Source organism: Curtobacterium sp. MCBD17_019, from assembly GCF_003234555.1.
Lineage (GTDB): Bacteria > Actinomycetota > Actinomycetes > Actinomycetales > Microbacteriaceae > Curtobacterium.
This window is the reverse complement of sequence record NZ_QKTT01000005.1, coordinates 153,920-179,826: the sequence shown is the minus strand read 5'-3', so window position 1 is coordinate 179,826 and position 25,907 is coordinate 153,920. Positions and strand designations below refer to the sequence as shown.

26 protein-coding genes are annotated in these 25,907 nt (G+C 72.0%); 11 read left to right on the top strand and 15 right to left on the bottom strand.

What is annotated here, in order from left to right; all coding sequences use genetic code 11:
* Window positions 1-42: 42 nt before the first annotated feature.
* The gene (locus DEI82_RS07020) at window positions 43-555 is read left to right on the top strand and encodes a MarR family winged helix-turn-helix transcriptional regulator (RefSeq protein WP_258371992.1); all 513 of its coding nucleotides are present in this window, start codon (window positions 43-45) and stop codon (window positions 553-555) included.
* On the opposite strand, the gene DEI82_RS07015 is transcribed toward DEI82_RS07020, so the two are convergent.
* On the bottom strand, window positions 540-1,307 hold the full coding sequence (locus tag DEI82_RS07015) for an SDR family NAD(P)-dependent oxidoreductase (RefSeq protein WP_111036299.1): 768 nt from the start codon (window positions 1,305-1,307) through the stop codon (window positions 540-542). The two genes, DEI82_RS07020 and DEI82_RS07015, sit on opposite strands and share 16 nt — an antisense overlap.
* Window positions 1,308-1,484: 177 nt before the next feature.
* On the opposite strand from DEI82_RS07015, the gene DEI82_RS07010 reads away from it, so the two are divergent.
* Window positions 1,485-1,694 carry a hypothetical protein gene (locus tag DEI82_RS07010; protein WP_111036298.1) on the top strand — a complete coding sequence of 70 codons (210 nt, stop codon included), beginning with the start codon at window positions 1,485-1,487 and terminating at the stop codon, window positions 1,692-1,694.
* A gap of 98 nt (window positions 1,695-1,792) precedes the next feature.
* Window positions 1,793-2,977, top strand: coding sequence for a methionine synthase (locus tag DEI82_RS07005; RefSeq protein WP_111036297.1), 1,185 nt, complete (start codon window positions 1,793-1,795; stop codon window positions 2,975-2,977).
* 59 nt (window positions 2,978-3,036) lie between these two features.
* On the opposite strand, the gene DEI82_RS07000 is transcribed toward DEI82_RS07005, so the two are convergent.
* Window positions 3,037-3,216 carry a hypothetical protein gene (locus DEI82_RS07000; RefSeq protein ID WP_146242854.1) on the bottom strand — a complete coding sequence of 60 codons (180 nt, stop codon included), beginning with the start codon at window positions 3,214-3,216 and terminating at the stop codon, window positions 3,037-3,039.
* Window positions 3,217-3,329: 113 nt separating this feature from the next.
* Between DEI82_RS07000 and DEI82_RS06995 the strand changes: the two genes are divergently transcribed.
* Window positions 3,330-4,193, top strand: a complete 864-nt coding sequence (locus tag DEI82_RS06995) for an oxidoreductase (protein WP_111036294.1) — start codon at window positions 3,330-3,332, stop codon at window positions 4,191-4,193.
* A gap of 93 nt (window positions 4,194-4,286) precedes the next feature.
* Here DEI82_RS06995 and DEI82_RS06990 read toward each other — a convergent pair whose 3' ends face one another.
* The 7 genes from DEI82_RS06990 to DEI82_RS06955 form a co-directional block, all read right to left on the bottom strand.
* Entirely contained in the window at window positions 4,287-5,216 is a 930-nt protein-coding gene (locus DEI82_RS06990) for an aldo/keto reductase family oxidoreductase (RefSeq protein WP_181435135.1), read from the bottom strand.
* A gap of 64 nt (window positions 5,217-5,280) precedes the next feature.
* The gene (locus DEI82_RS06985) at window positions 5,281-7,803 is read right to left on the bottom strand and encodes an ATP-binding protein (RefSeq protein ID WP_111036293.1); all 2,523 of its coding nucleotides are present in this window, start codon (window positions 7,801-7,803) and stop codon (window positions 5,281-5,283) included.
* Between the two features lie 11 nt (window positions 7,804-7,814).
* Window positions 7,815-8,423 carry a K(+)-transporting ATPase subunit C gene (gene kdpC / locus DEI82_RS06980; protein ID WP_111036291.1) on the bottom strand — a complete coding sequence of 203 codons (609 nt, stop codon included), beginning with the start codon at window positions 8,421-8,423 and terminating at the stop codon, window positions 7,815-7,817.
* Between the two features lie 25 nt (window positions 8,424-8,448).
* Window positions 8,449-10,590 carry a potassium-transporting ATPase subunit KdpB gene (gene kdpB / locus DEI82_RS06975; protein ID WP_111036289.1) on the bottom strand — a complete coding sequence of 714 codons (2,142 nt, stop codon included), beginning with the start codon at window positions 10,588-10,590 and terminating at the stop codon, window positions 8,449-8,451.
* Entirely contained in the window at window positions 10,587-12,272 is a 1,686-nt protein-coding gene (gene kdpA, locus DEI82_RS06970; RefSeq protein ID WP_111036287.1) for a potassium-transporting ATPase subunit KdpA, read from the bottom strand. The genes kdpB and kdpA overlap by 4 nt, the downstream gene beginning before the upstream one ends.
* Complete coding sequence (locus tag DEI82_RS06965) at window positions 12,272-12,361, bottom strand: potassium-transporting ATPase subunit F (protein ID WP_111036285.1); 90 nt, start codon at window positions 12,359-12,361, stop codon at window positions 12,272-12,274. The genes kdpA and DEI82_RS06965 overlap by 1 nt, the downstream gene beginning before the upstream one ends.
* A 255-nt stretch (window positions 12,362-12,616) precedes the next feature.
* Window positions 12,617-13,270 (bottom strand): CAAX protease, encoded by a 654-nt coding sequence (locus tag DEI82_RS06955; protein ID WP_111036282.1) that lies wholly within the window; start codon window positions 13,268-13,270, stop codon window positions 12,617-12,619.
* 236 nt (window positions 13,271-13,506) lie between these two features.
* Between DEI82_RS06955 and DEI82_RS06950 the strand changes: the two genes are divergently transcribed.
* Window positions 13,507-14,979, top strand: coding sequence for an ATP-binding protein (locus DEI82_RS06950; protein WP_111036280.1), 1,473 nt, complete (start codon window positions 13,507-13,509; stop codon window positions 14,977-14,979).
* Entirely contained in the window at window positions 14,976-15,662 is a 687-nt protein-coding gene (locus DEI82_RS06945; RefSeq protein WP_111036279.1) for a response regulator, read from the top strand. Before DEI82_RS06950 ends, DEI82_RS06945 begins: the two co-directional genes overlap by 4 nt.
* Here the strand turns inward: DEI82_RS06945 and DEI82_RS06940 are convergent.
* Together DEI82_RS06940 and DEI82_RS06935 are read right to left on the bottom strand one after the other, a co-directional pair.
* On the bottom strand, window positions 15,638-16,789 hold the full coding sequence (locus DEI82_RS06940; RefSeq protein ID WP_181435134.1) for an acyltransferase: 1,152 nt from the start codon (window positions 16,787-16,789) through the stop codon (window positions 15,638-15,640). The genes DEI82_RS06945 and DEI82_RS06940 overlap by 25 nt on opposite strands.
* A 168-nt stretch (window positions 16,790-16,957) precedes the next feature.
* Window positions 16,958-17,311, bottom strand: coding sequence for a hypothetical protein (locus DEI82_RS06935; RefSeq protein WP_111012963.1), 354 nt, complete (start codon window positions 17,309-17,311; stop codon window positions 16,958-16,960).
* A gap of 112 nt (window positions 17,312-17,423) precedes the next feature.
* Here DEI82_RS06935 and DEI82_RS06930 point away from each other — a divergent pair, with 112 nt between their 5' ends.
* Together DEI82_RS06930 and DEI82_RS06925 are read left to right on the top strand one after the other, a co-directional pair.
* Window positions 17,424-17,903, top strand: a complete 480-nt coding sequence (locus DEI82_RS06930) for a hypothetical protein (protein WP_111036275.1) — start codon at window positions 17,424-17,426, stop codon at window positions 17,901-17,903.
* Window positions 17,900-18,214, top strand: coding sequence for a transcriptional regulator (locus tag DEI82_RS06925; protein WP_111012965.1), 315 nt, complete (start codon window positions 17,900-17,902; stop codon window positions 18,212-18,214). The genes DEI82_RS06930 and DEI82_RS06925 overlap by 4 nt, the downstream gene beginning before the upstream one ends.
* Here DEI82_RS06925 and DEI82_RS06920 read toward each other — a convergent pair.
* Window positions 18,211-18,825 carry a TetR/AcrR family transcriptional regulator gene (locus tag DEI82_RS06920; RefSeq protein ID WP_111010591.1) on the bottom strand — a complete coding sequence of 205 codons (615 nt, stop codon included), beginning with the start codon at window positions 18,823-18,825 and terminating at the stop codon, window positions 18,211-18,213. The genes DEI82_RS06925 and DEI82_RS06920 overlap by 4 nt on opposite strands.
* Window positions 18,826-18,969: 144 nt before the next feature.
* Here DEI82_RS06920 and DEI82_RS06915 point away from each other — a divergent pair, with 144 nt between their 5' ends.
* The 3 genes from DEI82_RS06915 to DEI82_RS06905 all read left to right on the top strand — a co-directional run bounded on the left by DEI82_RS06915 (window position 18,970) and on the right by DEI82_RS06905 (window position 21,825).
* Complete coding sequence (locus DEI82_RS06915; RefSeq protein WP_181434776.1) at window positions 18,970-20,043, top strand: alkene reductase; 1,074 nt, start codon at window positions 18,970-18,972, stop codon at window positions 20,041-20,043.
* 95 nt (window positions 20,044-20,138) lie between these two features.
* Window positions 20,139-20,966 (top strand): endonuclease/exonuclease/phosphatase family protein, encoded by an 828-nt coding sequence (locus tag DEI82_RS06910; protein ID WP_111036274.1) that lies wholly within the window; start codon window positions 20,139-20,141, stop codon window positions 20,964-20,966.
* Window positions 20,967-21,060: 94 nt separating this feature from the next.
* A complete protein-coding gene (locus tag DEI82_RS06905; protein WP_111036272.1) occupies window positions 21,061-21,825 on the top strand; it encodes an amidohydrolase in 765 nt (254 codons plus the stop codon).
* 12 nt (window positions 21,826-21,837) lie between these two features.
* Here DEI82_RS06905 and DEI82_RS06900 read toward each other — a convergent pair whose 3' ends face one another.
* The 3 genes from DEI82_RS06900 to DEI82_RS06890 form a co-directional block, all read right to left on the bottom strand.
* Complete coding sequence (locus DEI82_RS06900) at window positions 21,838-22,605, bottom strand: hypothetical protein (RefSeq protein WP_111036270.1); 768 nt, start codon at window positions 22,603-22,605, stop codon at window positions 21,838-21,840.
* A 122-nt stretch (window positions 22,606-22,727) separates the two neighbouring features.
* The gene (locus tag DEI82_RS06895) at window positions 22,728-23,543 is read right to left on the bottom strand and encodes a phosphatase PAP2 family protein (protein ID WP_111036268.1); all 816 of its coding nucleotides are present in this window, start codon (window positions 23,541-23,543) and stop codon (window positions 22,728-22,730) included.
* A complete protein-coding gene (locus DEI82_RS06890) occupies window positions 23,540-25,903 on the bottom strand; it encodes a PEP-utilizing enzyme (protein WP_111036267.1) in 2,364 nt (787 codons plus the stop codon). Before DEI82_RS06890 ends, DEI82_RS06895 begins: the two co-directional genes overlap by 4 nt.
* Between the last annotated feature and the right edge of the window lie 4 nt (window positions 25,904-25,907).

Sequence of the window (25,907 nt, the reverse complement as noted above, 5' to 3'; positions counted from 1 at the left end):
GTGCTTTACAGTGAAGCTACTACAGAGTGAAGGAGTCGCCCGGTGGGAACCGATCCGCTGACCGTCGACTGGACGGAGGCGCAGGTCGCCGTCATGCACCGGCTGCGCGACTGGGCGGTCGGCTTCACGGAGCTGAACCAACACCTGTCGACGTGGATGCGCCTCCCGACCTCGGACGCGAACGCGCTCGGCAACATCATCTGGGCCGACGAAGCAGGTACGCCGCTGTCGCCTGCGGAGCTGTCCCGGCAGATCGGCATGACCTCCGGTGCGACGACCGTGCTGCTCAACCGTCTCGAGGCCGCCGGGCACATCGTGCGATCGCGCGAGGGCAGCGACCGCCGTCGCGTCACGCTCCGGCCCGTCCGGGAGGCCCGGGAACAGGCCCGCGCGTTCCTCGCCTTCGCGGGTGCGGAGATCGCGGCGTCGCTCGGTGACACGCCGGATCCGGAACTGACGACCGTCATCGCGTTCCTGGAACGGATGACGGCGGCGGCCCGGCAGGCGAACACCCGTCTCGCTCGTGGCGAGCGTGGCGATCAGAAGACGGTGTAGCCGCCGTCGATCGTCAGCACCGACCCGGTCACGAAGCTCGATGCGTCACTCGCCAGGAACACCATCGCCGGCCCCAGCTCGTCGGGCTCCCCGGCGCGCTGCTGCGGTGTGTCCTCGATCCAGTGCCGGTGGAACTCGGGAGCGTCGACGGGTGCCATGTCCGTCCGCATGTAGCCGGGGGCGATGGCGTTCACGCGGACGTGCATCGGCGCCCACTCGGCAGCGAGGCTCCGCGTGAGATGGTGGACGGCCACCTTCGAGGCGTTGTAGGCGGGCTGCCACTGCGGGCGGTTGACGATCGCACCCGACATCGATCCGACGTTGACGATCGATCCACCACCCCGCTCGATCATGTGCCGCCCGAAGACCTGGCTCGCGATCCAGAGCCCGTCGACGTTGACGCTCATGACCTCGTGCCACTCCTCGTCGGTCACGTCGAGGGCGGGCTTGTGGATGCAGGCGCCCGCGTTGTTGACGAGGACGTCGACCCGCCCGAACCGGTCGACCGCGGCGGCGAGGAGCCGCTCGACGTCCTCGCGGCGGGTCACGTCCGCGAGGACGGTCAGGACGTCGGCACCGAGCGCGCCGAGTTCGGCCTCGACGGTCGCGGCAGCGTCCGCGTCCCGCCCGACGACCACCACGTTCGCCCCGGCCTCCGCGAGGGCCGTGGCGAAGGCCCTGCCGAGCCCCCGGGTCGAACCCGTGACGACGGCGGTCCGTCCGGTCATGTCGAATCGGTCCAGGACGGGCATGGCGTTCCTCTTCCTCGGGGAGTCGCTGGGTGGTGTGCACCCAGCGTGCTCCCTCGGTGCGACGGCGGTGCCGTCGGCCGCGCCTCCCGGACCACTGACCCGAGCTCGGGTGAACAGCGGGTGACGGCCCGCCGCGGCCCCGGGCGCGGCGGGCCGTCCGAGGAGCATGCTCGGAACATGTCGATGATGGAACCCCTGACACCCGGCGGTGGCGATCCCGAGGGCGGTCTGCCCGAGGGCGTCGACTTCGACGACGCGGACTTCGAGGACGAGGACCCCGCGGCCCCGAGCGTGTTCCGCACGCCGGTCGTGGGCCGCGGCCTCACCGAGGAGGAGCTGCAGGACGACCTCCGCGACGAGGAACGCGACGACCAGCTCGGGGACTGACACCGGCGAACCCGGTCGTCGGGCTGGCGCCGGCCCGCGGTGTTGCCCTCGGTGACGGTCGGTCGTCGGGGGTCCCGGGGGTGCGGCAGGATCGACCCATGACCGACCGCATCCTCACCACGCACACCGGGAGCCTCCCGCGTTCCCCCGAGCTCACCCGGTTGCTCGTGGCACGCGATCAGGGTCACGACATCGACGTCGACGCGCTCCGTGCGGAGACCGACCGCGTGCTCGCGCACACCGTCGAGCAGCAGCTCACCACGGGTCTCGACGTGGTCAACGACGGTGAGGTGCCTCGGGTGGGGTTCTCGACCTACATCCGCGACCGCATCGACGGGTTCGGCGGGGTCGGCCACCGCAAGCCCACGCTGGACTCGATCAAGTTCCCGGAGTACGCCGCCTTCCAGGCACGGCAGATCGACGAGGGCGCCGAGTTCGCCCGGGTCTGGGACACCCCGCTGGCGCAGGGACTGCTCCACTACGACGAGGAGCGTGCCGGGGTCCGGTCCGACCTCGACGCGTTCGAACGGGAGCTGGCGCGGAACGCCGAGGCCGGGCGTCGTCCCGCGGGCACGTTCGTGTCCGCCGCGACCCCGGGCATCGTCGCGACGACCCTGCTCCTCGACGAGGCGAACCCCCACTACGGCGACCACCGCGAGTACGTGTTCGCGCTCGCCGAGGAGCTCCGCGTCGAGTACGAGGAGATCGTGGCACGCGGGCACACGCTGCAGCTCGACGCCCCGGACCTCGCCATGGAGCGGGTCATCCACTTCGGCGACGCGACGCTCGACGAGTTCCTGGCCGCCGTCGACCTGCACGTCGAGGCGATCAACCGGGCCCTCCGGAACATCCCGAAGGACCGCGTGCGGCTCCACGTCTGTTGGGGCAACTGGCAGGGCCCGCACCAGGACGACGTCCCCGTCGACGAGCTGCTCGAGCACCTGTACCGGGCCGAGGTCGGGGCGTTCAGCATCCCGTTCGGGAACCCCGCCCACCAGCACGAACTCCCCGCCTTCCGGCAGCACCCGCTGCCCGACGACGCCCTGTTGATCCCGGGCGTCATCGACGTCACGACCAACTACCTCGAGCACCCGCAGGTCGTGGCGAACCGGATCGTCGAGGCCGCCGAGGCCGTGGGCGACCCGGCGCGCGTCATCGCGGGGACCGACTGCGGGCTCGCCACCTTCGCGAGCTACGAGTTCGTGGCGACCGACGTCGCGTGGGCCAAGCTCGGCGCACTCGTCGAGGGCGCGGCGATCGCCTCCCGGCGCCTGTTCGGCTGACGCTGCCGACCGGGGCGGTCAGGCCGCGGGCCTGCCGGTGACGCCCTCGGCCGGGGCGGTCAGGCCGCGACGGCGGCGTCGTGTCGGGGCTCGACCCAGACGACGGTGACCCCGACGCCGAGCACGTCGAGCGCACGCCGCACGGCGTCCTCACGGTCGCACGCACCGAGCACGGCCACCGCGACCTCGGTGCTGCCGGACTCGGTGTAGGCCACGGTCCAGAACGGTGTCGGAGCCACGTCGACCACCTCTTCCCTCTCGCCGATCGCTGCGTGTCGCTGTGCAGGGTGTTCGGAACGGGGTACCGGGGCGGTTGGGTGTCGCCCCAGGCGCCGGGAGTTCCATCGACGGCATGACGACGCTCCCCGGTGGAACCCTGACCCTCGCCGACGACCTCACCGTGACCCGCTTCGGCTATGGTGCGATGCAGCTCGCGGGACCCGGGGTGATGGGTCCGCCCGAGGATCGCCAGGGTGCCGAGGAGGTCCTCCGCGCCGTGATCGAGCTCGGCATCACCCACATCGACACGAGCGACTACTACGGCCCGTTCACGGTCAACGAGCTCATCCGCGAGACCCTGCACCCGTACCCCGAGGGACTGCACATCGTCACGAAGGTCGGCGCGCGGCGGACGGCCGACGGCGACTGGCCCTCGGCGCTCGGCCGCGAGGACCTGCGTGAGGCGATCGACGAGAACCTCGAGCACCTCGGCGTCGAGGCCATGGACGTCGTGAACCTCCGCGTCGGCGGGGCGTTCGGTGCCGAGGAGGGCTCGATCGCCGAGCCGTACGAAGCGCTCGTCGAACTCCAGCAGGAGGGCCGCATCCGGCACCTCGGCATCAGCAACGTGACGATGGCGCAGTTCGAGGAGGCCCGGAGCATCGCCCCGTTCGCCACCGTGCAGAACCACTACAACCTCGCGCACCGCGACGACGACGCGCTCGTCGACCGCTGCGCGGAGCTCGGCATCGGGTTCACGCCGTTCTTCCCGCTCGGCGGCTTCAACCCGCTCCAGTCGGACACGCTGGGACGGGTGGCGGCGCGCCTGGGTGCGTCGCCCCTCCAGATCGCGCTCGCCTGGCTGCTGCAGCGCTCGCCGGTGATGCTGCTCATCCCGGGCACGAAGTCGGTGCAGCACCTGCACGAGAACGTCGAGGGCGCGGGCATCGAGTTGCCCGCCGACGCGCTCGAGGAGCTCGACACCATCGGGCGCTGACGACCTCCGCGGACGTCGCACCGCGCGGTTCCCGTTGCACCACGGGATCGCGCGGTGCAACGGGACGAACGCGGTGCGACGCCGAGCGCCCCGCTACGGGACCAGGTGCCCGGCGGCGGTGAACAGCCGGTACCAGTCCGGCCGCGACAGCCGGACGTCCGACCCGGCGGCCGAGTCCCGCACACGCTGCGGGTTCGTCGTGCCGAGGACGACCTGCATCTGCGCGGGGTGGCGGGTGATCCAGGCCACGGCGATGCCGGTCGGGGTGCAGTCGTACGCGTCGGCGAGCTCGTCGATGACGTCGTTGAGCTCCCCGTACTGCTCGCGGTCGCCCAGGAACACGCCGTCGAAGAACCCCTTCTGGAACGGCGACCACGCCTGCAGGGTGATGTCGTTGAGGCGCGAGTAGTCGAGGATGCCGTTGTCACGGTCGACCGACTGCTCGAGCCCGGCCATGTTCGCGGCGACGCCCTGCGCGACGAGGTTCGCGTGCGTGATGCTCAGCTGCACCTGGTTGAACGCGAGCGGCTGCCGGACCGAGCGCTTGAGGAGCTCGACCTGACCGGGCGTGTGGTTCGAGACACCGAAGTGCTTGACCTTGCCGGCCGTGTGGAGCTCGTCGAACGCCGCGGCGACCTCGTCGGGCTCGACGAGTGCGTCGGGCCGGTGCAGGAGCAGGACGTCGATGTGATCGGTGTGCAGGGCCTCGAGCGAGCCGTCGACCGACTCGAGGATGTGCTCCTTCGAGAAGTCGAAGTACCCGTCGCGGATCCCGACCTTGGTCTGGATGACGATCTCGTCCCGCTCGGAGGACGAGAGTCCGAGCGCCTCGCCGAACCGGCGCTCGCAGTGGTGCATCGCGCCGCCGTACACGGCCGCGTGGTCGAACATCGTGATCCCGGCGTCCCGGGCGGTGCCGACGAGGGTGCGGATCTCCTCGTCGGACATGTCGGTGATCCGCATGAGTCCGAGCACAATGTCGGACGCGGTCAGGTCGGTCTGTGGCAACTCCAGTGTCTTCACGCTCCGATCTTCCTCCCTCGGCCCGCTTCGCGCGCCAGCGACCGGGAGGCGCGGTACGGCCCCGTCACGTGCTCGTCGCCGTGCCGTGCGTGTGCGTGGTGACGGTTCCGACGCCGAGGTGTCCCGCGATGGGGAGCCGCACGACGACGGTCAGGCCGCCGCCCGGGGTGTCGTCGACCTCGACCGACCCGTCCATGGCCTCGATGAACCCGCGGGCGAGCGCCAGTCCGAGGCCGAGCCCCGTGTCGTTGTCCGTGTCCCCGAGTCGCTGGAACGGCATGAACACGTCGTCCCGACGCTCCGGTGGGATGCCCGGGCCCTGGTCCGCGATGCGCAGCTCGACCATGCCGCCGAACGCACTGGCCGCCACGCGGACGCGGGTCCCCGCGGGGGCGTACCGCTCGGCGTTCGCGAGCAGGTTCACGACGACCCGCTGCAGCAGCACCGCGTCGGCACGGACCGGCGGGAGCTCGGCGGGCAGGTCGAGGTCGACGGCGCCCGGGCCGAGCTCGAGCTCGTCGAGCGCCGGTGCGACGACGGTGTCGACGCCGATCGGTGCGGTCGCCACGGCGAGCGCGCCCGCCTGGACCCGCGAGACGTCGAGCAGGTCCGCGAGCAGTGACCCGAGGGTCCGCAGGCTCTCGTCGGCGGTGGTGAGGAGGACCTCCCGGTCGTGGTCGGACAGGGTGACGTCCTGCGCGCGGAGGCCTTGGATCGCGGCCGACGCGGCGGCCAGCGGCCGACGCACGTCGTGCCCGACGGCGGCGAGGATGGCGCTGCGCACCCGGTCCGCCGCCGCGATCCGTTCCGCCTCGCCCGCCGTCCGCGCCAGGGTGCGGTGGTCGAGTGCCACGTCGATCTGCCGCTCGACGACGCGGAGCAACCGCTGTCCGCCCGGGTCGGCGGAACCGTGGAACTCGACCGTGCCGCCGGACTGGAGGCGCGTGGTCGCGCTCGGCGCACCATGCACGGCGCCGGCCTCGGCGACGATGTCCTCACCCTGCCGGACGAGCACACCGTCGAACCCGAACGCCTCACGCGCTCGGTCGACGAGTGCCTGCAGGGCGTCGTCCCCGCGCAGGACGCTGCCGGCGATCCCGACCAGGAGCGCGGACTCGGCGGCGGCACGGCGGGCGGCGCGCGATCGTCGCGCGGACCGGTCCACGACCCAGCTCACCGCGACGGCGCTCGCCACGTAGAGGATGAGGGCCGCGAGGTGCCAGGGCCGCTGCACGGTCACCGTGTACAGGGGTTGCACGAAGAAGAAGTCGAGGGACAGCCCCGACAGCACCGCCGCGAACACGGCCGGCCACATCCCGCCGACGAGCGCCACGACGAGCACGAGCATCTGGTAGGCGAGCACCTCGACCGTGATCGCGTCGCGGTCGCCCACGGAGGACAGCACGAACGTCAGGAGCGGCCCGATCGCGAGGGCCAGGAGGAACGCGGCCACGACCCGGGAGCGCGACAGACTGCCGCCCAGTCGGGGGAGTGCGAGGCGGCCCCCGGCGGCGCTGTGCGTCACGATGTGGACGTCGATGTCACCGGACTCGCGCACGATGGTCGTGCCGATGCCCGGACCGGTCAGCGCGGCGAGCACCCGCGACCGACGGCTCACCCCGATCACGATCTGGGTCGCGTCGACGGATCGGGCGAACCGCACGAGCGTGGTCGGGACGTCGTCCCCGACGACCTGGTGGTAGGTGCCGCCGAGCTGCTCGACGAGTGCGCGCTGGCGACCGAGCGCACCCGGATGGCGCTCGCGGAGGCCGTCGCTCGTGGTGACGTGCACGGCGGCGAGCTCGCCGCCGGCGGACCGGGCGGCGATCCGTGCCCCGCGGCGGAGCAGGGTCTCGCCCTCGGGACCGCCGGTGAGTGCGACCAGGACGCGATCCCGGGCCTCCCACTTGTGCTGGATGCCGTGCTCGGCGCGGTACTTCTTCAGGGCGTCGTCGACCTCGTCGGCGAGCCAGAGGAGCGCGAGCTCGCGGAGCGCCGTCAGGTTCCCGAGCCGGAAGTAGTTGGACAGCGCGGCGTCGATCCGGGCCGCGGGGTAGACCAGCCCGTCGGAGAGCCGGTCTCGCAGGGCCTGCGGCGAGAGGTCGACGACCTCGATCTGGTCGGCGGCCCGGACGACCGCGTCGGGGACGGTCTCGCGCTGCACCGTGCCCGTGATCTCCTGCACGACGGTCGACAGTGACTGCATGTGCTGCACGTTCACCGTCGAGATCACGTCGATCCCGGCGGCGAGGATCGCCTCGACGTCCTGCCAGCGCTTGTCGTGCGGACTGCCGGGCGCGTTCGTGTGGGCGAGTTCGTCGACGAGCGCGACGTCCGGGCGGCGGGCGAGCACGGCCTCCAGGTCCATGTCGTCGAGCCGGACGCCGCGGTGCAGGACCGTGCGCCGCGGGACCAGCTCGAGCCCCGCGACGAGGGCCGCGGTCGCCGCGCGGCCGTGGGTCTCCACCACGGCCACGACGACGTCACGGCCCTCGTCGCGGAGGCGGCGGCCCTCCTCGAGCATGGTGTAGGTCTTGCCGACGCCCGGGGCGGCGCCGAGCAGGACCCGGAGGCGTCCCCGCTGCATGCTCGTCGTCCTCAGCGCAGGTCGGCGAGCGCGAGGTTGAGCTCGAGCACGTCCACCGTCGGGTCACCGAGGAACCCGAGCTGGCGTCCGGCGGTGTGGTCCTCGACGAGCTGCCGGACCCGCGCCGCGGACAGGCCGCGGGCGTGGGCGACGCGGTCGACCTGCTCGAGCGCGGACGCCGGGCTGATGTCGGGGTCGAGGCCCGAGCCGGACGCGGTGACGGCGTCGGCCGGCACGGCGGAGACGGGCACGCCGTCGGCCTTCGCGATGGCGGCGCGGCGCTCCCGGACGGCCGTGACGAGGTCGGGGTTGTCCGGGCCGAGGTTCGAGCCGGAGGACGCGTTGGCGTCGTACCCGTCCCCCGCCGCGGAGGGGCGCGACCGGAACCAACGGTCGATCGTGGCGCCCTTCCGCGTCGTGAACGACTGGCCGACGAGCGACGAGCCGACGACGTGGCCGGACGAGTCCCGGACCATCGAGCCGTTCGCCTGGTGCGGGAACGCGACCTGCCCGACGCCCCAGACGGCGATCGGGTACCCGACGCCGAGGACGATCGTGCTGAGGACGGTGAGACGGAGGGCGACGCCCGCCGTGCGGAGTGTGGTGCGTGTCGATGCCATGGTGTGGAACTCCTCGTTGCCAGGCTCAGAAGCCCGGGATGAGACCGACGATGAGGTCGATGATCTTGATGCCGATGAACGGCACGATGACGCCGCCGAGGCCGTAGACGAGCAGGTTCCGGCCGAGGATGCTCGACGCGGACGCCGCCCGGTACGTGACGCCGCGGAGCGACAGGGGGATGAGCGCGACGATGACGAGCGCGTTGAACACGACCGCGCTGAGGATCGCCGACGCCGGGCTGTGCAGGTGCATGACGTTGAGCACCGCCAGGCCGGGGAACGCCACCTGGAACATCGCGGGGATGATCGCGAAGTACTTCGCGACGTCGTTCGCGATCGAGAACGTGGTGAGCGCCCCACGGGTGATGAGCAACTGCTTGCCGATCCGCACGACGTCGATGAGCTTGGTCGGGTCCGAGTCGAGGTCGACCATGTTGCCGGCCTCCTTGGCCGCGGTCGTGCCCGTGTTCATCGCGACGCCGACGTCGGCCTGGGCGAGCGCCGGGGCGTCGTTCGTGCCGTCACCGGTCATCGCGACGAGGTTGCCGCCCTCCTGCTCCTGCTTGATGAGCCGGAGCTTGTCCTCCGGCGTCGCCTCGGCGAGGAAGTCGTCGACGCCCGCCTCCGCCGCGATCGCCGCAGCCGTGCGCGGGTTGTCGCCCGTGATCATGACGGTGCGGATGCCCATGGCGCGCATGTCGGCGAAGCGCTCGGCGATGCCGTCCTTGACGACGTCCTTGAGGTGGACGACGCCGAGGAGGGCCGTGGTGCCGTCGGCGCCCCGGCGCGCGACGACGAGCGGGGTCCCGCCCTGGTCCGAGATCTCCGCCACGGTGGCGTCGACCTGGGCGACGACGGCGCTGTCCGCCGTCCCGGCCCAGTCGAGCACCGCGGCGGCGGCACCCTTCCGGACCTGCGTGCCGTCGCGGAGGTCGACCCCGGACATGCGGGTCTGTGCCGTGAACGGGACCTCGACCGCGCCCGCGGGAGCGCCGGTCGGGGCGCCGGCCTGGGCGGCGAGCTCGACGATCGACCGGCCCTCCGGTGTCCCGTCGGCGGCCGACGAGAGCGCGGCGGCGGCCATGAGTTCGGCCTCCGTCACCGCGCCGACCGGGACGACCCGGGAGGCCCGGCGGTTGCCGTAGGTGATCGTGCCGGTCTTGTCGAGGAGCAGGGTCGTGATGTCGCCGGCGGCCTCGACCGCGCGGCCCGACATCGCGAGCACGTTGTGCTGGACCAGCCGGTCCATGCCGGCGATGCCGATCGCGGAGAGCAGCGCACCGATCGTCGTCGGGATGAGGCAGACGAGCAGGGCGATGAGCACCGTGACGCTGACGGTCGACCCGACGAGGCCGGCGAGTGGCTGGAGCGTGAGGCAGACGATGACGAAGATGATCGACAGCGACGCGAGCAGGATGTTGAGCGCGATCTCGTTCGGCGTCTTCTGCCGTGCCGCGCCCTCGACGAGCCGGATCATCCGGTCGATGAACGTCTCGCCCGGCGTCGACGTGATCCGCACGACGATCCGGTCGGACAGCACGCGCGTGCCGCCCGTGACGGCCGAGCGGTCGCCGCCGGACTCGCGGATGACGGGGGCGGACTCGCCCGTGACGGCCGATTCGTCGACCGAGGCGATGCCGTCGATGACGTCGCCGTCGCCCGGGATCACGTCGTTCGCCTCGACGAGCACGACGTCGCCCTTGGCCAGGTCGACGCTCGCGACCTCCTCGGTCTGTGCCCGGTGGGCAGCGGGGTCCCCGGCTCGGTCGTACGCGACGACACGGCGGGCCGTCGTCGTGCTGCGGGTCTTGCGGAGCGCGTCGGCCTGCGCCTTGCCCCGCCCCTCGGCCACGGACTCGGCGAGGTTCGCGAACACGACCGTGAGCCAGAGCCAGATCGCGATCGCCCAGGTGAAGGACGCGGGGACGGCCGCGGCGCCCGCTGCCGGCTCGTGCGAGAGGGGGTCGACGATCGCGGTGACCGTCGTCAGCGCGGCGCCGACCTCGACGATGAACATGACGGGGTTCCCCCACATCATGCGGGGGTCGAGCTTGCGGACGGCGCCCGGGAGGCCGGCGGCGAGCTGCCGGGGGCCGAACGCGGCGTTCCGCCGGGTGGGGTGGTCGGACACGGTCGTGTCCTCGGTGTCGGGAGCGATGGTGCTCATCGGACGAGTCCTTCTGCGAGGGGTCCCAGTGCGAGGACCGGGAAGTAGGTCAGGGCGGTGACGATCACGGCGACACCGGCGAGCAGGACGATGAACAGCGGACGGTGCGTCGGCAGCGTCCCGGAGGTGGCGGGCACGTGGTCCTGCCGGGCGAGGGACCCGGCGAGCGCGAGCACGAGCACGATCGGGACGAAGCGGCCCAGGGCCATCGCGACCGCGAGGGCCGAGTTCATCCACGTCGTGTTCGCGGTGATGCCGCCGAACGCGGACCCGTTGTTGTTCGCGGCGCTCGTGAACGCGTAGAGCAGCTCGGAGAACCCGTGGTTGCCCGGGTTGGAGATCGAGGTGTGCTCGACCTGCTGCGCGACGCCGGGGATCACCAGGGAGAGTCCCGCGCCGAGCAGGACGATCGCCGGTGTGACGAGCACGTACAGGGACGCGAACGTCATCTCGCGGGCGCGGATCTTCTTGCCGAGGTACTCGGGCGTGCGGCCGACGAGCAGGCCGGCGATGAACACCGTGATGACGGCGAGGACGAGCATGCCGTACAGGCCGGACCCGGTCCCACCCGGCGCGATCTCGCCGAGCATCATGTTGATCATCGCCATCATGCCGCCGAGCGGGGTCTGGCTGTCGATCATGCCGTCCACGGCGCCGGTGGACGTGATGGTCGAGGAGGTGTTGAAGATCGTCGTCCCGATGACGCCGAACCGGACCTCCTTGCCCTCCATCGCGGCACCCGCGAGGTGGGTCGCGGTGCCGCCGCCGGCGAGCTCGAGTGACGACATCGCCGAGAGCGAGACGAGGAAGATGACGCCCATCGTGGCGAGGATGGCGTACCCCTGGCGGCGGTCGCCGACCATCGTGCCGAACGTGCGCGGCAGGCTGAACGGGATCGCCAGCAGCAGGAACACCTCGAGGAGGTTCGTCCACGGCTGCGGGTTCTCGAACGGGTGGGCGGAGTTCGCGTTGAAGAACCCGCCGCCGTTCGTGCCGAACTCCTTGATGGCCTCCTGCGACGCCGCGGGGCCACCCGCGATCGTCTGCGTGCCGCCCGCGAGCGTGTGCACGGTGGTCGGGTCGAGGAAGTTCTGCACGGCGCCGCCCGCGATGAGGACGATCGCGAACACGAAGGACACCGGCAGCAGCAGACGCCACACCGTGCGGACCGTGTCCACCCAGAAGTTGCCGAGGGTCCCGGTACGTCGCCGGGCGAATCCGCGGACGAGCGCCGCGGCGACCGCCATGCCGACCGCGGCCGACAGGAAGTTCTGCACGGCCAGGCCGGCCATCTGGACCGTGTAGCCCATCGTGAGCTCGGGGGAGTACGACTGCCAGTTCGTGTTCGTCACGAACGAGACCGCCGTGTCGAACGCCAGGCTCGGCGTGACCGCGGGGAGTCCGAGGCTCGCGGGGAGCACGGCCTGCAGGCGCTCGAGCGTGTAGATGGCGAACACGCCGACCACGCTGAACAGCAGGACGCTCCGCAGGTACGCGGGCCACGACTGCTCCGCGTCGGGGTCGACCCCGATGAGCCGGTAGACGCCGCGCTCGACCCGCATGTGCTTCGTGGGGGTGTAGATGCGGGCCATGTGGTCGCCGAGCGGGCGGTGGACGACGACGAGGAGCAGCACGAGTGCCGCGACGGACGCGATGCCCGCCCAGGTCTCCGCGGCGCTCATCAGAATCGCTCCGGGCGGACGAGCGCCCACACGAGGTAGCCGATGGCGGCGATGCCGAGTACGGCCGCGGCGATGGTGATGACGATCACAGGCGTTCCACCCCCTTGCCGATGAGCGCGATCACGCCGAACAGCGCGACCGTGCCGAGGACGACGAACACGTCGAGCACGAGGACCAACTCCTGGTTGTCAGCTGGCCGAGGCCGGAGCCGGGGCCGCACCCGATCTGGATGCCGGAAGCGATCGTGCGCCTGGCGCGGAGTCCGACCGGCCGTCCTCACGGATCCCTAACGCCCCCGGAGCGAAGCCGTACGGACCACTAACACCGCGGCCCCCGCCCGGCCGTCACGGGCGCTCGTGGAGGAGTCGCGCGACCTCGCTCCGTCGAGCGAGGTCGCGCGCGGCCTCCTCGGATAGCCGGCGCACCTGCCCGACGAGCCGACGGCGCTGGGTCTCTGCGCCCTGCATGATGCACTCGTGATGGGCGACCCGGTTCCGGAACCGTCGGAGGGTGTCGAGCGCGTCGCGCACGTCATCGCGGTGGGTTCCCGGTCCGTACACACGGTGCAGGTACGGTCGCCAGACTCCCCGTTCCAGACGGTCCGTGGGCATCAGTGCCCAGAATCCGAACGGCAGCTCGGCGATGATCTTGCCGGGGAGCACGGTGCTTCCGTCTGCTGGTCGCGCCCGTGCGGTCGCCTCGGCCACCCTTCGGCGCGCGATGGCGTTGGCGTCTCGGATCCCACCGGTGTGTCGATCTGGACGCGCCTGGACCGGGAACAGCTGACGGAGCGTCCGGCGGTCCGTCCAGTGGTCGTCGCCATCGAGGACCGCGTCGCAGAGCGCGCGGTCGAAGGCGTTCCGCAGACCGACCTCGAGATGCGCGAGGTCGAGGAGGAAAGCAGACGCCAACCGTGCGTTCCATCCGTACAGCGCACGAGCGCGTCGGGCATCGTGGCCCGCGGCTCGGAGGTACGGTTCGAGCCTCGGTTCACTCACCCAGCCTCGGAACCAGGCATCGTCCGGATCAGGCATGGAATGTGGTATGTTCCTCTCGAAAGCCCTCGATGACCTCTGCTGCATGTCGCCTGGGCCACGGAAGGAAGCTCCGGTATTCCGCCTCGGCGGACCCGGAGCTTCTGCCGTCTCTGGGTCGTCGCCCGTGTCCCCTTTCTGATACGTAGTATATCGTGCGGTGACAGGCGGTGCACGCAGCCAGACGGCAGGATGAGCGCATGGAGCATCGACGACCCGAGGCGGATCGCATGGTCCACGCCGACCCCTCGTTGCTCCGCCGCAGCGTGCGGTTCGCGACCGGACGGACCGGCAGCCTCAGCCGATCCCGCGTGTTCGGTGCCTTCGCGTTGGTCGTCGTCGTCGGACCGTCGCTCACCGCACTGCTCGTCGCGATCCGGGCTCGAGGGGACATCACGGTCGAGGCGCTGGCGTACCAGCTCCTCGTGCTCGTCGCCGCGCTCATCGGCGGCGCGTGGCCGGCGGTGCTCGCCGCGGTGCTGTCCGGACTGTCGCTCGACTACTTCTTCGTCGCCCCGGTCCACCGCATCACGGTGCAGCAGCCGTCGCACCTCGTGGGCCTCGTGCTGTACGTCGTGAGCGCCGTGCTCGTCAGCGTGGTCGTGGACCGCTCGGCGCGGCACTCCCGCACCGCCCGCCGTGCCGCCGCGGAGTCCGCCCTCCTCACGGGCATCGCGGGGAGCGTCCTCCGCGGCGACGACGCACTCGCCGCGCTCGTCGACCGCACCCGCGAGGCGTTCGGGTTCGACAGCGTGCTCGTCCGGCAGGACGACGTCGTGGCCGCGTCGTCGGGGGCGGTGCTCGGCACGCCGGACACGACCCGGAGCCTCCCGGGTGGCGGCGTGGTGGAGCTCCGGGGTGGCACGGTCGGACCGGGCGAGCGTCGCCTCCTGACCGTCGTCGAGCAGCAGATCGATGCCGCACTCGAGCACCGCGTGCTCGCCCGTGCGGCGGTCGACGCGGAGCGGATCACGGCCGCCGACCGGGTCCGGAGTGCCCTGCTCGCCGCGGTCGGGCACGACGTGCGCCGCCCGGTGGCCGCGGCCACGGCCGCGATCGGCGGACTCCGCGCGGCCGACGTCACGCTGACGGCCGCCGACCGGGAGGAGCTGCTCGCCACCGCCGACGAGAGCCTGCGGTCCCTCGCGGCGTTGCTGGCCGACCTGCTCGACGTGAGCCGCGTCCAGGCCGGCGTGCTCGCGGTGACGCCGCAGACGGTCGCGCTGGAGGACGTCGTCGCCCCCGCACTCGACGAGCTCGAGCTCGGCCCCACGGACGTCGACCTCGACCTGCCCGCCGACCTGCCGTCCGTGTGGGCGGACCCCGTGCTCCTGCAGCGGGTCGTCGTCAACCTGCTCGCGAACGCGCAGCGCTTCTCGCCCGACGGCGCGCGGGTCCGCGTGGCCGCGACCGTCTCCGGAACGGTCGTCGAGCTGCGCGTCGCGGACTCGGGTCCGGGCATCCCGGCGGCGCAGCGCGAGGACGTGTTCCTGCCGTTCCAGCGGCTCGGGGACACGGACAATGAGACCGGGCTCGGCCTCGGCCTCGCGCTCGCCCGCGGGTTCACCGAGGGCATGGGCGGCACCATCCGCGTCGACGACACCCCGGGTGGCGGGCTCACGGTCGTCGTCCGCCTGCCGATCGCCGCCACGGGCCAGGAAGGACATCAGTGAAGATCCTCATCGCCGACGACGACGCCCAGCTCGTCCGAGCCATGTCCGTCACGCTCGGCGCCCGTGGCTACGAGATCGTCACCGCTCGCGACGGCCGGGCGGCGCTCGACGCGGTCATCACGCAGCGGCCGGACCTCGTGCTCCTCGACCTCGGCATGCCGCGGCTCGACGGTCTCGGGGTGCTCGAGGCGCTCCGGGCGTGGACGCAGGTGCCCGTGCTCGTGCTCTCCGGGCGGACGGACTCGGCCGACAAGGTGGACGCCCTCGACGCCGGCGCGGACGACTACGTGACGAAGCCGTTCCAGATGGACGAGCTCCTGGCCCGCCTCCGGGCGCTCGGCCGTCGACGTGCGTCGGCCGAGGAGGCCCCGACCGTGCGGATCGGCGACCTCGTGGTCGATCTCGCCGCCAAGCAGGTCACCCGGGCCGAGGGCAGCGGCGCGCCCGTGCGGCTCACCCCGACCGAGTGGCGGCTGCTCGAGGTCCTCCTGGCGCACCCGGACCGCTTGATGACCCGCGAGATGCTCCTCACCGAGGTGTGGGGTCCGGCGCACGGGGGCGACAGCGGCTACCTGCGGCTGTACATGGCGCAGCTGCGGAAGAAGCTCGAGCCGGATCCGGCGAGCCCGCGGTACCTCGTGACCGAGGCGGGGATGGGCTACCGGTTCTCACCGACGGGCTGAACACGGGCCTCCCGGGCGCGACGCACCATCGGCCGCCCCGTCAGCGGCAGGCTGAGCGGCGTCCACCGGAATGCCTCGGTGGCGACGACCGCACCGATCACGACGAGCACGTACGCGATCGGCACGCGCAGTGCGGTCGGGTTCGACGGTGCCGTGATGCCGAGCGCGAGCAGGATCGTGATCATCGCCGGATGGCTCAGGAAGATCCCGAACGACCGGTCCGATGCCCAGGCGAGCGTTCGGTCGTCCCACGAACCCGGACGGCGGTGGTCCGCCCACCAGGCGCCGACGCTCAGCAGGGCGAGCGTCACCACCGTGCTCCACACGATCTGCACGGGCTGCATCTCGTCCGACGCGTCGCTGAGGTCGAGGCCGATGTGACGGTTCAGCGCGTAGACGGCGAGGGCGAGCACGGCGGTGGCGGTGAGTGCGACCGCGAGGACGACCCGGTGCCCGCGCACCCACCGCAGCACCGCGTCGGCATGCGCGCCGGCGACGACGCCGCCCACGACGAAGAACAGGTAGCTCGTGAACACACTCGTCAGGGAGCCGTGCGTCCAGGCGACGGTCGCGGGCTCGTACCGCGCGACCCAGAACACCGCGCCCTGGACGAGGAACGCGACCGAGAGGAACAGCAGGTGGGCCTCGGGGAACCGCCGCACGGCCCAGATGAACGCCGGGATCACGAGGTACACCTGCATGGTCACGAGCAGGAAGTACAGCTGCTCCGCCGCGTCGCCCCGCAGGAGCGCCTGCCCCCAGTCGACGAGCCGGGCGATCGGGTCACCGAGCGAGTCCGAGATCGTCGCGTTCAGGAACACGTACACGCCCGACCAGACGACGTACGGCAGCCCGACGAGCAGGAACCGCCGCGGCCAGAACCGGCGGAGCGGCCGCGGCCGACGGAGCTGCCCGTAGGTGAGCACGAACGCGGTCAGCCAGAAGAACGCCCCACGCGTGAAGTGGAGCAGGGTGAGCAGCGCGTCCGTGACGACGCCGAACCCGCCGATGTAGTTGACCGTGTGGACGGCGATGACGCACGCGAACGTGAGGAGCCGGAGCACGTCGATCTCGTACAGGTGCGAGCGCGGCGTGGTCTGCGCTGCGGCGAGTTCGGGCTCCGACACCCGGGGCACGGTAGGCGCGACAGCTTTGCGGGACGTCCATCGAGCGCGACGATGAGCCACCGCGCCAGAGGTCCGACCTCGGGGTCAGGCGCCGCGCACACCGCCCCGCAGTAACAGCAGCGCGAGGAGGGACAGCAGGAGCGTCCGCCCGTGCGTGCCACGGTGTGACTACCGCGGGCCGGTCGTGTTGTCGCCGGCGCCGTTGTCCGACGCCTGGAACGGCAGGTGGATGTCACCCGCCTCGGGCTCGACGTCGCCGACGTCGTCCGCGCCGCCGGTCCCCGGCGCCGTCACGACCTTCGACGGGTCGATGCCGTCCTCCGCCAGGTCGGCGTCGTCGCGCTGGAGGTCCTGCGCGGCCTCCGTCTCGGCGTCGCTCGAGGGGCTGTACGCCGTGTCCTTCACGCGGTGGGCGTGGTCGCCGATGCCGTGCTCCTGCCGTCCGGTCGACGCATCGGCCGCCTTCTGCAGCGGGCCGCGTTCGTCGCCGGCCCCCGTCTCGCGTGGTCCCAGGTCCGTCATGCCCGTCCCTTCCGTCTGGAGGCCCGACGCTAGTCCGCCGCGACGGTGGCGTCCGCAGGCCGCCGCACCCGTGCCTCTTGCTTTCCGTGTTGGAAACAGTATTGTTGCCGACATGGAAAACATCGACGAGAACCGCGCCTTCGGGCCGATCGACCCGCTCGCAGCCCGCGAAGCCGTCCGTGCCGCACGCGCCCGGATGACCGACCGCCTGCGCTCACCGTGGTGGTTCCACGCGCTGCACGGCCTCGGCATCGCCCTCACCGTCTACGGCGTGCGGAGCCGATCCGCGTGGGACCTCCTCCCGCTCGGCGTCGGGCTCGTCCTGTCCATCGGCCTGGCACGGCGCCGCACGGGCGTGGTCGGGTTCTCGCGGGCGAACCCGGACCGGTGGCAGTTCCTCCGCGCGGGTGCTCCCTGGTCCGTCATCGCCCTGGTGGTCGCCGTCGCCGCGCTCACGGCCTCGGTCGTGGTGCGCTCGTGGACCGCGCCCGACGGCATCGTGGTGGCGACGGTCGTCGGGCTCGTGTCCGCCCTGACCGGTCCGCTCGCGGACGCGGCCGCACGACGGCACCTCGGGCGACGCGACGCGTGACGGCACCGATGGAACCGACGTTCGACGCGACGATCCACGCGCCACAGCGCCTCCAGATCTGCGCGCTGCTGGCACGCGGTGGCGAGGTCGAGTTCGCGACGTTGCGGGACGCACTCGACGTCTCGGACGCGACGCTGAGCAAGCACCTCCGGGTGCTCACCGACGCCGGTTACGTGGTGCTCCGCCGGGTCCAACGGGACCGAGGCCACGCCCGCACCTGGGCCGGCCTGACGCGCGACGGTCGCCGTGCGCTCGATGCGCACTTCGCGTACCTCAGCGCACTCGCCCCGGACGCAGGCGACCTGGGTTAGACCACGCGCCAGTCGCGGACCAGCACACCGAGCGCGCGGTCGAACGCCGCCTGCATGTCCATCTGGGGGCGGAGCAGGAACTGCATCCACAGCCCTTCCCAGAGCCCGAGGATGAGCTCGGCGGCGTGGTCCGCCTGCAGGTCGTGGGGCAAGCGCCCCATCGCGATGTCGTGTTCGACCGCGGTCAGGATGGTCTGGTGGAACGCCTCGTAGCGCGTCTGCAGGTAGGGCGCGCTCGGGTGCGTCGGGTCCATCGCCTCCGCGAGCACCATGACGAGCAACCGTGCCATCACGGGGTCGTCGAGGTTCTCCTCGACCAGGCGACGCATGAACTCGAGCACGCCGTGGTCCCGTCCGACGTCCAGGAGGTGCGCGGTCCGGAGGGTCTGCCAGTGGTGCAGGGTGGCCATGACGAGCCCCGGCCACGTGGGGAAGTGCTCGCCGACCTGCTCCAGGGTCATCCCGGCCTCGTCCGCGACGTCCCGCAACGTCGTGCGGCGGTAGGACTGGCGGGACAGCACCCGCAGGGCCGCCTCGACGATGCCGATGCGGACGTCCACGGCCGCGAGCGTCTGGGTGGCCGACTCGGTGGTGTCGGTCGTCGTTTCCATCAGGGTGGTCCTCCTGCGGTGGGCGTCGCGTCATGGGTGGTGCGCGGTCCTTCCATGCAAGCGGTGGCGGGAGCCTGTGGAAAGCGCCCGTTCTGGGGGTCAAGTTGCGGAATGGAACAACCCGGATCGCGGTTCGGGCCTCGTGTGAACCTCTTCGACCCCGCCCAGTTCGGCGACCTCCAGCTCCGCAACCGCATCGTCATGGCCCCGCTCACGCGCACCCGCGCCGGGGTCGACGGCGTCCCGAACGACCTGCTCGTCGAGCACTACGCGCAGCGCGCCGGGCTCGGCATGATCGTCACCGAGGGGACCTGGCCGGTGCAGGAGTCCCGCTCGTACCCCGGCCAGCCGGGCATCGAGACGGACGAGCAGGTCGCCGGGTGGGCCCGGGTCGCCGACGCGGTGCACGCCGCCGGGGGCACGATCGTGATGCAGCTCATGCACGGCGGCCGCGTTTCCCACACCGACATCTCGCTGACGCCGCGCATCGTCGGCCCGAGCGCCCTCGCGGCTCCGGGTGAGGCACACACGCCGCTCGGCAAGGCCGAGTACCCGGTGCCGCACGCCCTCACCACCGACGAGGTGCACGAGGTCGTCGAGCAGTTCGTCGCCGCGGCCCGCAACGCGATCCGCGCCGGGTTCGACGGCGTCGAGGTCCACGGCGCGAACGGGTACCTGGTGCACCAGTTCCTCTCGCCCGCGTCGAACGAGCGCACGGACGAGTACGGCGGGACGCCGGAGAACCGGGCGCGCCTCGCGGTCGAGGTGACCGCCGCGGTGGCCGCTGCCGTCGGTGCCGGCCGGACGGGCATCCGCCTCTCGCCGGAGCACAACATCCAGGGTGCGCTCGAGACCGACCGCGACGACCTCGTCGCGACGTACACGGCCGTGGCCGAGGGACTCGCCCCGCTCGGGCTCGCGTTCGTCGACGTGCTCCACGCCGAGCCCGCCGGTGACTTCGTGCAGGGGATCCGACGCACCATCGGCGCGCCGTTCATCGCGAACAGCGGGTTCAGCGCGCCGACCACCCGGACCGAGGCGATCGGCCTCGTCGAGGCTGGTCTCGCCGACGCCGTCGGGGTCGGCCGCGCCGCCATCGCGAACCCCGACCTCGCCACCCGTTGGGAGCGCGACGCCGAGGAGAACACCCCGAACCCGGCGACCTTCTACGGCACGACGGCCGAGGGGTACACGGACTACCCGGCGCTCAGCGCCTGATCGCACGACCCGACGCCCTCCGACCGCGCACGGACGGAGGGCGTCGTCGCGTCCGGAACCGGACGTGACGACGGGCGCACGATAGCGTCGACGGCGTGAGCAGTCCCTCCACGACCGGCGGAGCCGCGACGCTCCGCACCGCCGTGCCCCTGACGGTGATGACCTACAACGTCAAGAACCACCACCACGACCCGGCACACGACTGGGCGGATCGCCTGCCGCTGCTCGTGGCGATCATCCGGCGGAACGACCCCGACGTGCTCTGCGTGCAGGAGGCGTTCCACGCGCAGATGGAGGACCTCCGAGCAGCGCTGCCCGAGTACGGCGACATCGGCCAGGGACGCGAGGGCGGCGAGCGTGGCGAGTACGCGGCGGTGTTCCACCGACGGGACCGCGTGGCGGTCGAGGAGGACGGCGCGTTCTGGCTGTCGGACACCCCGGACGCCGTCGGGTCGAACACCTGGAACACCTCACACGTCCGGATGGCGACCTGGGGGCGCTTCCACGACCTCGTCACCGACGAGCGCTTCACGCTCCTGACGACCCACACCGACTATGTCCAGACGTCCCGGGGCGCCGAGGTGCGCCGGATGAGCGCGGACCTCATCGCCGCGCGCCTCGCCGATGCCTCCGGGCCGGTCGTCGTCACGGGGGACTTCAACGAGGGCGCGGGGCTCGCCGCGGCGTCGGAACGCTTGGCGGTCGCGGGGTTCGCGGACGCCTGGACGCGCGCCGGTGCCGACGACCCCGTGTCGAGCTTCAACGGCTGGGAGCCGCCCGTGGACGGGGGTGTCCGGATCGACTGGATCCTGACGCGCGGACCCGTGGAGGTCGAGGGCATCCGCATCGACCACGACGACCCGAGCACCTGGGCGGCGAGCGATCACTTCCCGGTGGTGGCGCGGCTCGTCCTGGGCGTCTGACGCCCGCCCGCGAGATCGCACTCGTTGCCCCTCTCGGGAGCTCCAGAGCGGCAGCAGGTGCGATCTCGCGGGGACGGGTGGGCATCATGGCGGCGTGCCGATCCAGGTCTTCGACAGCCACCTCCACGTCATCGATCCGCGGTTCCCGCTCGTGCCGAACGACGGGTACCTCCCACCGCGGTTCACGGTCGACGACTACCGGACCCGCACGGCGGCGTTCGACGTGATCGGCGGCGTCGTGGTGTCCGGCTCGTTCCACGGCGTCGACACGACGTACCTCCTCGACGCGCTGGACCGCCTCGGACCGTCGTTCGTCGGCGTCGTGAACGTGCCGACGGACATCGCCGACGACGGACTCCGGGCGCTCGCCGCGGCCGGGGTCCGGGGGATCCGCTGCAACCTGTACCGCGGCGGATCCACGGCGGTGACCGATCTCGTGGCGCTCGGGCGTCGGGCGTGGGACGTCGCCGGCATGCACGTCGAGCTGTACCTCGACGCGGCGGATCTCGCCGAACTCGAGCCGGTGCTCCGGGCGCTGCCCCGTGCCTCCGTCGACCACCTCGGGATGACGCACGCGCACCGGGACGTCCTGCTGCGTCTCGTCGAGCGCGGGCTCCGTGTCAAGGCGACCGGGTTCGGCCGCGTGGACCTCGACGTGCGCGAGACCCTCGCCGCCGTCCACCGGGTCGACCCGCGCGCGCTCCTGTTCGGGACGGACCTGCCGAGCACGCGAGCGCGGCGACCGTTCCGGGACGAGGACGTCGCCGTGGCCGTCGAGGGGCTCGATCCCGACGACGCCCGGGCCGTGCTCGTCGACAACGCGGTCGCCTTCTACCGGGTCGGGACCCCGCTCGACTGAGACGGGCGCGGACTAGCAGTCGTCGGACGAGTGCACCGGCATGGGCGATCCGATGACGGCGACCTCGGTGCCCTTCGTGATCGCGGAGACGCCGTCGACCTCGGCGTCGGAGGCGTCCGGATCGAGGACCCAGCCCTCCTGCAGCACGATCTGCCAGTTCGCGCGGTCGCCCGAGGCGTAGGACTCCTTGTCGCGGCCCGAGGCCGTGGCGATGCGCTCGCGGATGTCGTCGCCGACGGTGACACCGTTGGGCCCCTGGAGGTGCACGGTGGCCCCCGACCGTCCGGTGATCGACGCCTTGAGCATGCGGATGTCGACGGCGTTCCCGCGGGTGGACGTCTGCGCGAGGTCGACGACGCGGAGGCCTCGGCCCCACGTGTACGACGTGCTCGCCGGGACACAGGTGCCGCCGTCACCCACCGCCGTGCGGGTGATCCGCGGCTTGCCGAGCAGCCGACGGAGGAGGCCCACGGTGGCGTCGCCGTCGGTCATCGGCGCGACCGCGACGAGGTCGTCGCCGTCGGACAGGCGGAGCTGCTCGGCGTCGAGTTCGATGACGTCGACGGTCCGCAGGCTGGCGGCGCTGATCGTCGTGTCGGTGCTGGGCTCGCCATCGGTCCTCAGGAGGCTGGCGGTCTCGACCACGCGCGGCGTGGCGACGGCAGCGTCTGCCCCGTCGGTGGTGGCTCCGGCGATCGCCGCGGTCCCCGGGGTGCTGCATCCGCCGAGCAACAGCGCGCCCACGACGAGCGTGGGCAGCAGCAGCGGTCGAGCGGTCACCACTCGACCGTAGGGGCCGTGGAGGCTCCCGTGACCGGCATTCATCGAATCGCAACGCCCCCGTGTCCGCATCGTGACCTGCGGACCGGTGTCGGCCCTCCGGGATGCGCGGACCGGGAGGCTCAGCGCCGGCCGTCGATGTCAGTGGCGGCCGGCGTCCTGCCGTGCTCCGTCGTCAGGTGCAGTCGGTGGACGGTGATGACCGTCGCGAGCCACCCGGCACCCGTCGTCCATCCCACCGCGACGTCCGTGAACCAGTGCGCGCCGAGCAGGACCCGGGACAGCCCGACCCCAGCGATCGTGGCGAGGGCCGACCCGGCGACGACCACCTGCGGTGCCTGCCGACGCTGCCGCAGCATGAGGAGGTACGCGACGATCCCGGCGATCGTCGTCGCATTGAGCGTGTGCCCGGACGGGAACGACGGCGACCGCTCGTACGGCGGGATCGCGTCACGACGGCCCGGCCGGTGGCGGTGGATGATCCGCTTGCCGGCGACGGTCATGGCGAGCGAGCCGAGCCCGGCAGCGGCGAGCAGCGTGAACGGCGCGGCCTTCCGTTGCTCGAGCGCGAACGCACCACCCGCTGCCGCCGCGAGCAGGGGCATGCCGACCGGGCCGAACCCGTGCGCGATCGCCGCCGCCGTGCCGTCGAGCGCGGGTGAGCGGAGCCGCTTGGCCAAGGCGAGCGCGGGCTGATCGAGGCTCGCGATGCCGTTGCGGTCGGCCACGTCGTCGTAGATCGTCGCCGCGAGCCAGGTCGCGCCGGCCGCGACCCCGCCCCCGACGGCGAGCAGGCCGATGAGCGCCCGGTGCGCGCCGACCCGGTCGACGAGCCGCTGGTGGCGGTCGGCCAGGCGTCGGCCCGCGGGGCTCCGCCACTCGGTGACGTCTCGCCGGCCCACCGACGTCGGACTGGAGGTGCGGTGGGCGTGGGTCACTCGTCGTCCTCCGTGCGCTCCCGCCCGAGCGTCGCGATGAGGTCCTCGTGCAGCTCCATCCACACGTCGTGGTACGAGCCGGACAGGGGCCGGGCGAGGGCGTCCCGGTCGCCTCCGCGGTAGGCCGTGATCGCCCGCTCGAGCCGCTCGCCGTACCGACCGAAGCGCGGGTCGACATCACCGAGCTGAGCGAGCACGGCTCCGATCTGCCCGTGCACGACCTCGAGTCGCTCCGTGACGTCCGCTCCCGCCTGCGCGTCCGCGGTGAGCTGCTTGACGTCGCGGTTCGGGAACAGGAACGACTCGTACACGTCCGCCACGGTGCTGCGCTGCGTGGCGCTGAGTCGGTCGCCCGCGAGGAGCACGGCGCGGGCGCGTCCGGCCGGCGTGAGCGTGTGCATGGCCCGACGTCCCCCGGTCGGCTGGGTGTGTCCGCGCTCGTCGGTGGCGGCGAGTGTCGCGTCGATCGCCGCGGCGTCGAGCCCGGTGCTCTCGGCGATCTGCTCGGTCGTGGCGAACCCGCGGACGCGCAGCGCCTGGAGGACGGCGAACTCGGTCTCGTCGGCGACGAGACCGGTCGCGGCGGTCTCGGGGACGGGGTTGCCCCACGACCCCGTGAGGAACAGTCGTGGGATCATCTCGGTCGCGACCCCGCTGACGATCGTGTCGTAGCAGGCGGCGACCGCGGGGTGGATCCCGAGGAAGTCGTGATCGGCGATGAGCTCGTCGAGCAGGCCTGCGGCGCGGGCGAACGGGAGCGCGAAGCCCGCGGTGTACGTGAGGGCGCCCGCCTCGATCTTCTCGCGGCGGTCCATGCTCGCGATCCGTCCGTACAGGGCGGCGGACTGCGCCTCGATCTGCGTGCGCAGGGCGGCCATGTCCTCGAGCGACAGGACGTCGATGTCGGACATCGGCGCGTCCCAGGTCGGTCGGGTGTACGCCGCCACGCCCTGGATGTACGGCACGTAGTTCGCCGGGTTCGTGAACGCGGTCGAGATGTCGATGACCTGGACGTCGAGGCCGGAGTCCGGGCCGAAGAACATCGCGGTCGTGACGGACCAGGGCAGCGGGGAGGCCGGGTCGTTCCAGTGCCAGGCGGGCTCGTTGAGGAAGATGTCGCGGACGAGGACGAACCCGCCGTCGTCGGTCGGGTAGGGCCCGTGATCCGACACACCGAGCCGGTTGTCGAAGTGGAGCAGGAACCCCATGAGCTCCGCGGCTCCCTGGAACCGCTGGAACGTCGAGCGGTCGGCGTCCACGCCCAGGGCGATCCGGTCCTGGCTGAAGCGGTCGATCCAGTCGCGGTCGAGGACCTCGGCACGGTACCCCTGCATCGACGTGAGGATCGGGCCGTCGCCCCAGAACCCGTTGTAGAGCCGACGGACGACGCCGAACGCGTCGCGGATCCGGTCGGCCTCGTAGTCGGCGTCGTGCAGGCCGAGCTCGAGCGCGATGCCCCGCCCGAACGACGGCGCGGTGGCGAGCGCCCAGATGTGCAGCATGTTGACCTTGGTGCCGATCTCGCGCTTGGCGATCGACGCGATGTCGACGACGCCGTCGATCCCGATCCTGTCCTCGATCGCACGGAGCCACCGCGGGTGCTGGAACCAGCAGTTCATGATCCCCATGGCCTCGTACTCCTGGCGGGGGATGAGTCCGGACTCACCCTCGGTGGCGCGCGAAGCGAGGGCGTCCCACTCGTTCCAGGTGTAGTAGCGGATCGCCTCGTTGACCTCCTCGCGCGTGAGGTCGCGGTGGATCGACTCCGCGTCGGTGTACAGCACCCGGGTGGTCATCTCGGCCTGCATGACGGCATCGCCCTCGGAACCCTTCGGCACGACGCCACCGAACTTCTCGAGCAGGAGCATGATCTGCGCCAACTCCTCCTGGCTCATCGCCGGGGCGGCGCTCTCGGGCGCCGGGGAGTCGTCGACGGGAGCACCGCGCTCGACGCTCACCGTGCCTCCCGGCCGCGACGACACGTCGAGCCGGATCCGCACGCCGTCGGCGGGGACCACCTCGCCGCGCGGCGTGCGGACGCCCTTGTCGAACGTGACCGACATCACCGCCGGGATGCCGTACTCGCGGCAGAGGATGCCGAGGTGGCTCTCCGGGGCGCCCTGCAGCGTGACGACGCCGCGGATGCCCGCGTTGAGCGCCATCGTCAGGAAGGTCGTGGTGCCGCCGCGGGCGATCACGACGACGTCGGACACGTCGTCGAGGTCGGCGAAGGCGATGACGTCCTCGGGTGTCTCGAGCCACTTCGCCACGCCCTCGACGAGGTCGTCGGTCTCGTAGACCGTCAGGCCGGTGCCGACCTGCTCGAAGGTGGTCTCGTCGTCGGTGAGCTGCTGGGCCATGTCG

Coding starts and splice junctions, on each gene's coding strand:
- kdpC (WP_111036291.1), bottom strand. CDS start 8,423: ATGGCATCGACACGCACCACACTCCGCACGGCGGGCGTCGCCCTCCGT.
- kdpA (WP_111036287.1), bottom strand. CDS start 12,272: ATGAGCGCCGCGGAGACCTGGGCGGGCATCGCGTCCGTCGCGGCACTC.
- DEI82_RS06935 (WP_111012963.1), bottom strand. CDS start 17,311: ATGACGGACCTGGGACCACGCGAGACGGGGGCCGGCGACGAACGCGGC.
- DEI82_RS07005 (WP_111036297.1), top strand. CDS start 1,793: ATGACCGACCGCATCCTCACCACGCACACCGGGAGCCTCCCGCGTTCC.
- DEI82_RS06950 (WP_111036280.1), top strand. CDS start 13,507: ATGGAGCATCGACGACCCGAGGCGGATCGCATGGTCCACGCCGACCCC.
- DEI82_RS07010 (WP_111036298.1), top strand. CDS start 1,485: ATGTCGATGATGGAACCCCTGACACCCGGCGGTGGCGATCCCGAGGGC.
- DEI82_RS06985 (WP_111036293.1), bottom strand. CDS start 7,803: ATGCAGCGGGGACGCCTCCGGGTCCTGCTCGGCGCCGCCCCGGGCGTC.
- DEI82_RS06890 (WP_111036267.1), bottom strand. CDS start 25,903: ATGGCCCAGCAGCTCACCGACGACGAGACCACCTTCGAGCAGGTCGGC.
- DEI82_RS06995 (WP_111036294.1), top strand. CDS start 3,330: ATGACGACGCTCCCCGGTGGAACCCTGACCCTCGCCGACGACCTCACC.
- DEI82_RS06920 (WP_111010591.1), bottom strand. CDS start 18,825: ATGGAAACGACGACCGACACCACCGAGTCGGCCACCCAGACGCTCGCG.
- DEI82_RS06930 (WP_111036275.1), top strand. CDS start 17,424: ATGGAAAACATCGACGAGAACCGCGCCTTCGGGCCGATCGACCCGCTC.
- kdpB (WP_111036289.1), bottom strand. CDS start 10,590: ATGAGCACCATCGCTCCCGACACCGAGGACACGACCGTGTCCGACCAC.
- DEI82_RS07015 (WP_111036299.1), bottom strand. CDS start 1,307: ATGCCCGTCCTGGACCGATTCGACATGACCGGACGGACCGCCGTCGTC.